Source organism: Viridibacillus arvi (assembly GCF_001274945.1).
Classification (GTDB): domain Bacteria; phylum Bacillota; class Bacilli; order Bacillales_A; family Planococcaceae; genus Viridibacillus; species Viridibacillus arvi.
In genome coordinates, this window is record NZ_LILB01000001.1 from 1795011 (window position 1) to 1806798 (window position 11788).

The window sequence follows — 11788 nt, forward strand, 5'->3', positions numbered from 1 at the left end:
AGACGGTACTTTTCAGTATGTCGACAAAAGGTATCCAGAATGCTCGTATCCTGGATGTCTTTTGTTTTTTTATATATTTTGGTTATTGTAGATCCTCTTTTATGCCATTTTAGGAATTTACCAAGTCCAATTGGCGAGTTTCTATAAATTTACGGCAGCAAAAGTAAACATCGCTTGCATGAACACTTTTTTAAGACCTTTTAAGGTATTTCACAGCATCCTCAATTATTTTCCTAATTTAAAAAGATTTGTTTATATTACATGTGTAGTTGATTGAAGCGGAGGTGGCGACTCCTGCGGGAAAAGCGGGACCGTCCAAGACCCTGCAGGAGAGTAGCGACGAAGCGGCTTGGCGCCCGCCCGCGGAAAGCGTCCACTGTAGTGGAAATCAACGGTCTTATCTACAGTCGAAAAGGTTCTTTCTTTTTATGAGGGTACTTTTTCATTAATAAACAGCTATCGAAATGACAGCATAATGACAGCATAAACTATCGCGATTGCCGGTAATCCAAAGACAAAGGAAGTATGTTGCGTTTTATGACGGAAAATGCGCATCCCTATATACGAACCTATTCCTCCTCCAAAAAGCGCAACAAGCCATAACGTCCTTTCTCTAATACGCCATTCATGGTTAATAGCCTTCCGCTTATCATAACCCATTAAAATAAAGCCAATCGCAGACATTAATAGTATCCAATAAAGTATAATTGCACTCATCTTATTCTCCTTCCAGAGAGATATTTTATTATAAAAAACACACAGTCTAATTGCTGTGTGTTTTTACTGATTATTACAATTATATATACTTATACGAATACTATACTAATTATTTTGCTTTTACATAAGTTTTCTTCGCTGTAATATAATAACCATTCGTTAATTTTAATCGTGGTGTTCCATTTGTTCCATATGCAATACTACTTACTTTGACAGTAGATCCTACTGCAATTGCTTTCTCTCTATTAGCAGCAGTAAAAGAAGTACCTTTATATTGGTAAACTTTCTTAGCAATTTTCACTTGCCCAGGATTACTTGTCCAATAATCATAATAGTTAGTTGGTAATTTTAATACATAATCTTTATTTGCAGTGATATATGAGCCTGATGTTGTTTTCAATCGCGGTGTTCCGTTCTTCGTATATTCGATGTCTTTAATAGTTAAGATAGTATTTTTTTTGACACCTGAAATTTTATTACTAGTTGTAAGATTTACACTCTTATATGCATTTAACCCTTTTTTCACAACAATATTTTTCGGTACCGTTGTATAGTATTGATCAATTTTACTTGTTACTTTTAATACAAATTTTTTATTTGCCGAGATATATTGACCATTTGTTAATTTTAATCGCGGTGTTCCATTTGCAGAATTCACGATTCCTGAAACTGACACTATTGAATTCTTTTTTAATGCCGCACCTTTACTTCCAGTAGAAAAACTTGGCGAACTGTATTGGTAAACTGTTTTCTTAATAACTACTTTTTTAGGGTTAGTAGTATAATACTCATCTTCCCCCGCTGTTTCAGCATCAGCTTCTTCAGTAAAGAAATGCAGTGGTGTATTTGGGTTTAAACGATTTAAATCTACATAAGTTGAAATACCAGGTACGATTCCCTTATCTGTATATTGCCATAAGTTATAATTATAAGCTGGAGGAGTATTCGTATTGTTGTAACGGGGAATCCACACAAAATCAAATTTCGATGTATCAATATTTAAATCTTCATATAAATGGTGCGCAATGTATACACCTATCTTTTTATCTGTTTTAGTACGTAATTGCTTCACGTATGCATTGATAATTGTTCGCATACTTTCGCCAGATGTACTCGTATTTTCTTCAACATCTAATACATAAAATTTCGCATCTTTACTTGCGCGGTTGTAAAAAGAATTCGCCTCTGCTTTTGCATCTGCAGAAGATTCTGCTAGGCTATATGAGTATACGCCAAAAGGTACACCGTATTTGAGAGCACCAGCTTCATATTCCTTATGCTTAATATCTTCTAAGATTGAACCGTATTGTGTGCGAATAATAACAAGATCTAAATTCTTACTTGCCGTTGCCCAATCAATAGTCCCTTGCCATTTAGAAATGTCTGCAATAACCGGCTCTGCAGAACGTAATCTCATATTGGAATTGACCTTCACTTCAGTTTCGGTTTCCCATTTTGTTTTGCTATCTGGATTAGCAGGTCCTAGTTCATCTGCCGAAGTAATTTGCACGGCAAAAAAACTCACAGCAACTAAACATAATAGCGCTGTCATAAAACGTAGTTTTTTCATATTCATGTAGCTCCCTATGTATTTTTTTGCTATTTTAATAGTTGAAACAATCTAGTAATAGCCTACTTAAGCATAACAAAGTCTGTATAACAAATTGAACACAACTCCAAATCATTTCCTTTACAAACTTTAAGTTCCTCTTACAGTTATATATCATTACAGTTGCAAACTGTTATATTTCACAAACAAAAACAATGAAAGGAAATAGACTTTCCCTCCATTGTTTTGTTTTTCCTATCTACTGTTACTGCACATAACTTTTATTTGCAGTTATATAATAGCCATTTGATAATTTTAATCTTGGCGTACCGCCTTTTGTATAGACAATAGCGGATACATTTAATGTTTTCCCTTTTGCAATTGCTATATCTCTATTTGCAGAAGTTAAAGAAGTACTTTTATATTGATAAACTTTCTTTACTGTTTTTACTTTACTAGGTTTAACAGTAATATAATTTGAAATGTTCGCTGTCGTTTTTAATACATAATTTTTATTTGCAGTTATATATGTTCCAGACGTAGTCTTCAAACGTGGTGTTCCACCCGTTGTATATTCAATATCCGCAATACTAACAATCTTATCTTTATTTAACGTAGAAACTTGTTTAGAAGCGGTAAAGCTTGTACTACTATAACTTCTCACTGCATTCTTTATAACGACATTCTTTGGTACAGCTGTATAATAATCGTCAATATTCGAAATCAATTTTGCGACATAGCTTTTACTAGCTGTAATATACATTCCATTAGCTAATACCAATCTCGGTATTCCATTACTCGAGTAATCCATGCCTTTTACTTCAACAATTGTGTTTTTACTTAGTGAACCTGTTTTTCGTGTAGAAGTGAAATTTTTATTGTTGTATTGGTTCACTTTTTTTCTTATAGCAACTTTTTTAGGATTCTTAGTGTAGTAGTTTGACAGATCAATAGGCTTATTATTTTCACTACTATCTTTTGTAAAGAAATCTAATGGCACATTTGGATTCAATCTATTTAAATCTACATTTGTATTAATTCCAGGCACTTTTCCTTGGTCTGTATATTGCCATAAGTGATACTCATAATCCGGCGGTGTATTAGTAGTGTTGTATCTAGGAATCCATACAAAATCAAATTTTGATGTATCAATATTTAATTGATTGTATAAGTGATGAGCAATGTAAACGCCAATTTTCTTATTTGTTTTTTTACGTAATTCTGCTACATAAGCATTGATAATATCACTTACACTTTCTCCATCAGTTGTTGTTTCTTCAATATCAATTACATAAAACTTAGCATTTTTATTGGCACGGTCATAAAAAGTATTTGCTTCAACTCTCGCTGCAGCAGTAGATTTTGCTAAACTATATGAATATACACCGAATGGCACACCATATTGCAATGCACCTGCTTCATATATTTTATGATATGTATCTTCCACACCACTACCATATTGAGTACGAATAATTGCTAAATCTAGTACTTTACTAGCTGTTGCCCAATCAATTGAATTTTGCCATTTCGAAATATCCGCAATGACCGGCTCATTAGATTGCACTCTAGCATTCATCTTATAAGGTGCTTTTTCTTCTTTGTCCCATTCAGTTGTACTATCTGGATTAGCTGGCGCTAAATTGCCCTCTGCAAATGTTGTTATACTAAAAGAACAAATCACTGTCATGCAAACAAGTACAAGTAAAAATTTTTTCATTTTCAATGTTTAAATCCCCTTACCCTTTCTTCTAAAGTCATTCTACTATGTTTTCCGACTTTGAACTCTATGAGTTTAACAAATTCAAACGTTTTCTAACATCCACTATTAAGACGAATTTTATTTCTTTTACTAGTTCAATACAATTGGAATTATTATTCTAAAAAACTTTAGACCTATAAATTGCAATTATTTTTTCACTAAAGTTTAATTCATATGACTTTTTTAATACTTTATTGTTTTTTCACAATAAAACGCCATTAGAAGTTTTTACACTACTAATGGCGTTTGATGTTCTATGCTTTTAATTCTAATTGCATTGCTGGTCCGAAAAATTCAAAATGTACTTGTGATTCTGTGAAGCCTAATGCATATAAATCATTGATGACTGCTTCCATAAAGTTAACTGGACCACATACATAAACATTACTACCTTCAGCTACATTTTGTTGTATAAATTCACGATTTATAATACCATTTGGTTCATCAGAATTCAGTTTAAAATATTTAGCATTTGGCATTTTTGCTAATACAGCATCAATTTCTTGTCCAAATGCATGGTAATTTTCTGAGCGCGCACAATGGATAAATGCAGTTTTACGATTAGCATCTGTAGTTGCAAGCGTTTCAAACATACTCATTAATGGTGTAATACCAACACCACCACTTATGAATGCAACTGGTGCTGTTGAAGTCATTTCTAATTGGAAATCACCAGCTGGAGCACTTACTTGTAATGTATCTCCCTCTTTTAGCTGTTCATGTAAATAAACTGATACGACTCCATTTGGATGTCCTTCATCTTCACGTTTAACTGAAATTCGGTATGCATCTTCACCCGGTGCTTGTGATAAGCTATATTGGCGGTTGTGCAAGTATTTTTCTCCTGGGATTTCAATTTGCACAGTAATATATTGACCTGGTTTATATACGGGTAGCTTTTTACCATCAGCTGGTTTTAAGTAAAATGAAACGATTTTTTCGTTTTCCAGTACTTTTTTCGCTACCTCAAATTCTTTAAAATAGCGCCAGCCACCTTCTTGAGCTTCTGCTTCTTTATACATCGCTTCTTCTGTTTGGATAAATGCATCAGCAATTACTCCGTATGCTTCGCCCCATGCTTGGATAATTTCATCTGTTGCCGCATCACCAAGAACTTCTTTAATAGCTTTTAATAAAAACTCTCCGACAGTTGGATAATGTTCGGCTTTTATGCCTAAACTACGGTGTTTATGAGCAATTTGTTTTACAACAGGTAAAATGGCTTCTAAATTTTCAATATGCACTGCTGCTGCATAAACAGTGTTTGCTAAAGCAGTTTGTTGACGCCCTTTAGCTTGATTTGCGTGATTAAATATATTCAATAGTTCAGGATGTGCTTCAAATAGATTACGGTAAAACACCGTTGTAATGGCCTTACCATGGACTTCCAATATTGATGCTGTTGATTTTACAATTTCCATAGTCGATTTAGATAACATATAAAACACTCCTTTTCTTAACTGTCTATAATTTACGCCTATTTTCTTTTTAAAGCAATATCTAAAATACATCTTTAACATAAAAGACACATTTCAAATACATCTTTTAATTTTTTAGACACATTTCAATGCCATGTTATAATGTAAACAGAAATGGTGGTGAATCAAATGCGTTTAACTTTGTATACAGATTATTCTCTACGGGTCTTATTGTATCTTGGCGCGAGAAATATTGAAGATCTCTCTACAATTAAAGAAATTTCAGACGCTTATGGTATTTCTAAAAACCATTTGATGAAGGTTACGCATGAACTCGGAAAATTAGGTTACATTGAAACTGTTCGAGGTAGAGGTGGCGGTATTAGGTTAGCTTTAAAACCAAAAGATATTGGCATAGGAAAATTAGTCCTACAAACCGAGGAGGACTTCTACCTTGTAGACTGCTTTAATCCAGAATCGGTGGGCTGTATCATTTCACCTGTCTGCAGTTTAAAGGGTGCTCTCAACAAAGCATTACATGCATATATAGCAGTTCTTGATGAATATACATTAGCTGATTTTCTACATTCAAAAGATGAATTGGCTGCGCTATTATTTCCCGATAAAAGATAAAAAGAGATAATCTCTTAATCAAAAATGATTAAAGATTATCTCTTTTTTATTTGCATTAAACACCATCAATTGCACATGCTATACTCATGTTTAATTTCTCTAACAAAAAAACTCATGAATCATAGATTCATGAGTTTTGATAAATCACGCTAGAAAGCATGAATTATTTTGCGATTGCTTGTTTAGCAGCATCTGCTAATTGAGCGAATGCTTGTGCATCAGTTACTGCTAAATCAGCTAACATTTTACGGTTAACTTCGATTTCAGCAAGTTTTAAACCGTGCATTAAACGGCTGTATGAAAGACCGTTTACACGAGCTGCTGCATTGATACGTGTAATCCATAATTTACGGAAATCACGTTTCTTTTGACGACGGTCACGATATGCATATTGACCTGACTTCATTACTGCTTGGTTAGCTACTTTATATAGAGTATGTTTAGAACCGTAGTACCCTTTAGCTAATTTTAAAACTTTTTTACGACGCTTGCGCGTTACTGTACCGCCTTTTACGCGTGGCATAGTGATTACCTCCTGCTATTCATATATTATGAATTTGTATGTTTTCGAATCGAATTATTTCATGTAAGCAAGTAGAGACTTGATACGTTTGTAGTCTCCTGAAGAAACTAATTGACCTTTACGTAGGTGACGTTTCGCTTTAGTTGATTTGTTCGCGAATAAGTGGCTACCAAATGCGCGGTCACGTTTTAATTTACCAGTACCCGTTCTTTTAAAACGTTTCGCAGCACCACGGTGAGTTTTCATTTTTGGCATGTCGAATTCCTCCTAAACTGTTCGTGTAACTATAAAATTACTCTTTTTCGTTCTTTGGTTGTAAAACTAAGAACATGCTACGGCCTTCCATCTTCGGTTTTGATTCAATCGTAGATACTTCAGCACAAGCCACAGCAAAGCGATCTAATACACGTTGGCCAATTTCTTTGTGCGTAATTGCACGACCTTTGAATCGAATAGATGCTTTAACTTTGTCTCCTTTTTCAAGGAACTTGATCGCGTTACGTAGTTTCGTTTGGAAATCGTGTTCATCAATAGTTGGGCTCAAACGAACCTCTTTCATCACGATAACTTTTTGATTCTTACGTACTTCACGATCTTTCTTTTGTTGCTCGAATTTAAATTTACCATGGTCCATAATACGAGCGACTGGCGGTTTGGCCTGAGGAGCCACAAGGACAAGATCCAGATTGGCGCGTTCGGCAATCTCCAAAGCTTCGTTACGTGTCTTAACTCCTAGCTGATCACCGTTATGATCGATAACACGAAGTTCACGTGCGCGAATACCTTCGTTTACATACATGTCTTTGCTAATAACAATCCACCTCCAAATAGTGTCGCGAATACATGGTTTGGGCTAGTTGCCCGATGACCGGTACGAATATTTCGATGTCCACAAAAAAACGAGCGGACATAGTCGAAATGTCCGCCCGCCGATATATGTACACGCCTAAATGCGTGATCCGTTCTATCATGTAACCTGTAAACATCATCTGATGAGTCAAACAGGTGAGAAGCGGGCAGCCTCTTCTTCAACCACAAACTTTGTATTCATTAACCTTTCTAAATTTATCATGTCTATTCGCTAATGTCAATGATTTTACTCAACGTTTTTCAAAAGAAAAAGTATTTACGCTTAAATTAGCGTAAATACTTTAAATTAACTCATATTAACTATTCACTAAAACCTGTTCTTTAACTGGGAATTTGCATGCATTACGAATAATTTCTTGGACTTGGTCTAATGTTGGTTTACGTGGATTCGATGCGGCGCAAACATCTAACATTGCATTTTTTGCTAATGTTTCGATGTCTTCATCCTTCGCACCAAGTTCCGCAAAACCAGCTGGAATACCTAAGTCTTTTGATAAACGCTCAATCGCAGCAATAGCAAGATCTGCTGCATCACGTTGGCTTAAGCCTTCTACGTTTTCGCCTAAGTGTTTAGCAATTTCCGCAAAACGGTCTACTTTTGCCACTAGGTTGAAACGGCATACATGTGGCAGTAAAATCGCATTACAAACACCGTGCGGTAGATCATAGAAACCTCCGAATTGGTGTGCAATCGCGTGAACATAGCCAAGTAAGCCATTGTTAAATGCCATGCCTGCTAAAAATTGTGCATAAACCATTTGTTCACGAGCTTCCATGTCTTCACCGTTTGCTACAGCACGTGGTAAATATTCTACTACTAACTGCATCGTCTTCACTGCACATGCATCTGTAATTGGTGTAGCTGCAGTTGATACAAAGGATTCAATCGCATGTGTTAGTGCATCAAGACCAGTAGCCGCAGTTAATTGTGGAGGCATTCCAACCATTAACTCGGGATCATTAATCGATGCAAGTGCAGTAACATGCTTATCGACAATCGCCATTTTCACTTTTCTTGTAGTGTCAGTAATAATGGTGAACTTCGTCATTTCGCTTGCCGTTCCAGCAGTTGTATTAACAGCAATAAATGTTGGTAAAGGGTTACTTGATAAATTAACACCTTCATAATCCGAAATTTTACCACCATTAGTTGCTACAATACCAATGCCTTTAGCCGCATCATGTGCACTTCCGCCACCTAATGACACAATCGCATCACAGCGTTCATTTTGGTATACTTCCAATCCTTCTGCTACATTAATATCCGTTGGGTTTGGTACGACTTTAGGGAAAATTGCTACATCCACACCAGCATCACGAATAATTGTTGCTAATGTTTCGGATAAACCTAATTTGTGTAATCCTTCATCAGTTACAAGAAGTGCTTTTTTTACGTTGTAGCCCTTTAAACGACTACCTACTTCTTGAATTGTCCCAGCTCCAAATAAATTAATAGACGGCATATTAAATTCGCTTTGTACACCCATGGATAAATTCCTCCTCAGACTCAAATGGTTTGTAATTACATGCAATAACTACTTTTCTAGTATCATCTATACATCAAGTATTCTCAACTTCTAATTTTGACATATTTTGTATTTAAAAGAGGAAACAACGTAACCCAAAGCAAAGGTTTTATCAGAAAATAGCAGATGATATTTCGTAGGATTAAGAGCATACAAAAAGGTGACTGGACATTAATGTCCAGTCACCTTTTTAGATATTACTTATTCAAAAGAAACGTCAGCTTTTAAATTCGCTAAGAAATCTTCAATCGCAATGCTTTCTGAATCTTGAGAGCCATAGCGACGTACGTTTACACTACCTGCTTCTAATTCTTTATCACCTAATACAAGCATGTAAGGAATTTTCTTCATTTGTGCTTCACGGATTTTGTAGCCAAGTTTTTCTTCACGATCATCCATTTCAACACGGAATCCTGCTGCTTGAAGTTTTTCTTCTACTTGTTTTGCATAGTCAAAGTGAACTTCGTTTGATACAGGGATGATTTCTACTTGTACTGGCGCTAACCAAGTTGGGAATGCACCTTTATATTCTTCAATTAAGAAAGCAACAAAACGTTCCATTGTTGATACAACACCACGGTGGATAACAACAGGACGATGTGGTTTACCATCTTCACCAACATAGCTTAGGTCGAAGCGTTCTGGTAATAAGAAGTCAAGTTGAACAGTTGATAAAGTCTCTTCTTTACCAATTGCAGTTTTTACTTGTACATCAAGTTTTGGACCGTAAAATGCTGCTTCGCCTTCTGCTTCGAAGTAGTCTAAGCCTAGCTCATCCATTGCTTCTTTTAGCATGCCTTGTGCTTTTTCCCACATTGCATCGTCATCGAAGTATTTTTCAGTATCAGCTGGGTCACGGTAAGACAGACGGAATGAGTAATCATTTAAGTCAAAGTCTTTATAAACACCAAGTACTAATTCTACTACGCGTTTAAATTCTTCTTTAATTTGATCTGGTCGAACGAAAATATGCGCATCATTCAGAGTCATACCACGGACACGTTGAAGTCCTGATACAGCACCTGACATTTCGTAACGGTGCATTGTACCAAGTTCAGCGATACGTAATGGTAGGTTGCGGTATGAGTGCATTGACGATTTGTAAACCATCATATGGTGTGGACAGTTCATTGGGCGTAAAACAAATGTTTCGTTATCCACTTCCATTGGTGGGAACATATCATCTTGATAGTGTGCCCAGTGACCTGAAGTTTCATAAAGTTCTTTAGAACCTAAAACCGGAGTGTATACATGTTTGTAACCAAGTGATATTTCTTTGTCTACGATATAACGTTCAATTGTACGACGGATTGTTGCACCGTTTGGCAACCATAATGGTAAGCCTTGACCGACTTTTTGAGATGAAGTGAATAATTCAAGTTCTTTACCAATTTTACGGTGATCACGTTCTTTTGCTTCTTCTAACATCTGAAGATGCGCTTTTAAATCATCTTTTGTAAAGAAAGCTGTTCCGTAAATACGTTGTAGCATTTTGTTATCTGAGTTACCTCTCCAGTATGCACCAGCGATTGATAACAATTTAAATTCTTTAATTTTACCTGTAGATGGTACGTGTACACCTCGGCAAAGGTCAAAGAAATCGCCTTGTTCATAGATTGACACTTGCTCATCTGCAGGAATAGCTTCGATAAGTTCTAATTTATATTCATCATCAATTGCAGTGAAGCGTTCGATTGCTTCAGCACGTGAAATGTCTTGGCGAGTGATGACGATGTTTTCAGAAACAATTTTCTTCATTTCTTTTTCGATTTTCGGAAGATCATCTGCAGTGATTGGTTCTGGTGAGTCGATATCGTAGTAGAAACCACCTTCAATTACTGGGCCTACCCCAAGTTTTACACCTGGGAACAAACGCTTAACAGCTTGCGCTAAAAGGTGGGCTGTAGAGTGACGCATTACTTCTAATGCCTCAGCATCAGAAGGTGTTACGATTGCAATGTCACCGTCTTCTTCTAAAGGTGTTGTTAAATCTACTAATTGTCCGTTGAATTTACCAACGATTGCTTTTTTACGAAGTCCCGGGCTAATTGATTGTGCAATTTCTTCAGTTGTTGTACCTTTTGCAAATTCCTTTACTGCGCCATCTGGGAATTTTAAATTAATCATGTCTGCCATTTTGTAATCTCCTTTTAATTTTATTTATTTTAGCCTTACGAGAGGTTTAGGCCCGCACGATGCGGGTCACGCAGTCGTTGCCACAGGACGTGGCGTTTTTAGACTGTGTTCCTTGTAACGGGCCACTTCGGCATTGAGATAAATATCTAGCTTCAGCGGCCAGACTCTCGAGGTCACTTAGGCCAACAGGATGTTGGTCATGCAACCGTTGCGACATGATGTCGTGAATTTAGGTTGCCTTCCTTAACAACAAAAGCTAAAAAACGCTTTTGTTTCGAAAGTTCCAGTGCTTGTCGAGTCTGAACAGGCCACTTCAGCATTTAGATAAAAACGCAAAAAAGCCCCATCCCAAAAGGGACGAGGCTGTATTCTCGTGGTTCCACCCTTCTTCCTTCTACTGCCCGCACTTAAAAGAATGCAAGTATAGACGAAGCTCTCGATCGGCTAACGGGCCGTTACCGTCGACAATTACTAGTACATTCACTGTCGCTGCTCCAAGGGGGTAAATGATTTGCCGTACTAAGAAGCTTCCAGCCTTGGCTTCTCTCTCTAAAAGTCGTACAAAAAATTGTTGTCCTTTTCAAAGCATTTTTTATATTATGACTGAAAGTATACGCTCGATTAAGTTTAAAATCAAGTAGGAAAAAAAGTCCTTCA

General features: G+C 36.3%; 10 protein-coding genes and 1 other annotated feature. Of the genes, 1 reads left to right on the forward strand and 9 read right to left on the reverse strand.

The genetic code is table 11. The features are described from left to right. Positions 1–456 precede the first annotated feature (456 nt). From AMD00_RS08560 to hmpA, 4 genes are all read right to left on the reverse strand, one after another. Entirely contained in the window at positions 457–717 is a 261-nt protein-coding gene (locus AMD00_RS08560; RefSeq protein WP_157059201.1) for a DUF1294 domain-containing protein, read from the reverse strand. A gap of 109 nt (positions 718–826) precedes the next feature. Next, positions 827–2287: a DUF5776 domain-containing protein gene (locus AMD00_RS08565; protein WP_053416594.1), complete on the reverse strand. Its 1461-nt coding sequence runs from the start codon at positions 2285–2287 to the stop codon at positions 827–829. A 244-nt stretch (positions 2288–2531) separates the two neighbouring features. Continuing rightward, positions 2532–3983, reverse strand: coding sequence for a DUF5776 domain-containing protein (locus AMD00_RS08570; protein WP_245639486.1), 1452 nt, complete (start codon positions 3981–3983; stop codon positions 2532–2534). 296 nt (positions 3984–4279) lie between these two features. Next, entirely contained in the window at positions 4280–5464 is a 1185-nt protein-coding gene (gene hmpA / locus AMD00_RS08575; protein WP_053416596.1) for an NO-inducible flavohemoprotein, read from the reverse strand. 168 nt (positions 5465–5632) lie between these two features. Between hmpA and AMD00_RS08580 the strand changes: the two genes are divergently transcribed. Next, the gene (locus tag AMD00_RS08580; RefSeq protein ID WP_053416597.1) at positions 5633–6076 is read left to right on the forward strand and encodes an RrF2 family transcriptional regulator; all 444 of its coding nucleotides are present in this window, start codon (positions 5633–5635) and stop codon (positions 6074–6076) included. A gap of 163 nt (positions 6077–6239) precedes the next feature. On the opposite strand, the gene rplT is transcribed toward AMD00_RS08580, so the two are convergent. The 5 genes from rplT to thrS form a co-directional block, all read right to left on the reverse strand. Next, complete coding sequence (gene rplT, locus AMD00_RS08585) at positions 6240–6599, reverse strand: 50S ribosomal protein L20 (RefSeq protein WP_038187728.1); 360 nt, start codon at positions 6597–6599, stop codon at positions 6240–6242. Positions 6600–6653: 54 nt separating this feature from the next. Beyond that, positions 6654–6854: a 50S ribosomal protein L35 gene (gene rpmI / locus AMD00_RS08590; protein ID WP_038187730.1), complete on the reverse strand. Its 201-nt coding sequence runs from the start codon at positions 6852–6854 to the stop codon at positions 6654–6656. A gap of 37 nt (positions 6855–6891) precedes the next feature. Beyond that, on the reverse strand, positions 6892–7398 hold the full coding sequence (gene infC / locus AMD00_RS08595; protein WP_053416598.1) for a translation initiation factor IF-3: 507 nt from the start codon (positions 7396–7398) through the stop codon (positions 6892–6894). 367 nt (positions 7399–7765) lie between these two features. Then, entirely contained in the window at positions 7766–8956 is a 1191-nt protein-coding gene (locus AMD00_RS08600) for an iron-containing alcohol dehydrogenase (protein ID WP_053416599.1), read from the reverse strand. Positions 8957–9196: 240 nt separating this feature from the next. After that, positions 9197–11131, reverse strand: a complete 1935-nt coding sequence (thrS, locus tag AMD00_RS08605) for a threonine--tRNA ligase (RefSeq protein WP_053416600.1) — start codon at positions 11129–11131, stop codon at positions 9197–9199. 350 nt (positions 11132–11481) lie between these two features. After that, positions 11482–11724: a binding site (T-box leader), on the reverse strand. Between the last annotated feature and the right edge of the window lie 64 nt (positions 11725–11788).

Coding starts and splice junctions, on each gene's coding strand:
- AMD00_RS08565 (WP_053416594.1), bottom strand. CDS start 2,287: ATGAAAAAACTACGTTTTATGACAGCGCTATTATGTTTAGTTGCTGTG.
- hmpA (WP_053416596.1), bottom strand. CDS start 5,464: ATGTTATCTAAATCGACTATGGAAATTGTAAAATCAACAGCATCAATA.
- infC (WP_053416598.1), bottom strand. CDS start 7,398: ATGTATGTAAACGAAGGTATTCGCGCACGTGAACTTCGTGTTATCGAT.
- AMD00_RS08580 (WP_053416597.1), top strand. CDS start 5,633: ATGCGTTTAACTTTGTATACAGATTATTCTCTACGGGTCTTATTGTAT.
- thrS (WP_053416600.1), bottom strand. CDS start 11,131: ATGGCAGACATGATTAATTTAAAATTCCCAGATGGCGCAGTAAAGGAA.
- rplT (WP_038187728.1), bottom strand. CDS start 6,599: ATGCCACGCGTAAAAGGCGGTACAGTAACGCGCAAGCGTCGTAAAAAA.
- AMD00_RS08570 (WP_245639486.1), bottom strand. CDS start 3,983: ATGAAAAAATTTTTACTTGTACTTGTTTGCATGACAGTGATTTGTTCT.
- rpmI (WP_038187730.1), bottom strand. CDS start 6,854: ATGCCAAAAATGAAAACTCACCGTGGTGCTGCGAAACGTTTTAAAAGA.
- AMD00_RS08560 (WP_157059201.1), bottom strand. CDS start 717: ATGAGTGCAATTATACTTTATTGGATACTATTAATGTCTGCGATTGGC.
- AMD00_RS08600 (WP_053416599.1), bottom strand. CDS start 8,956: ATGGGTGTACAAAGCGAATTTAATATGCCGTCTATTAATTTATTTGGA.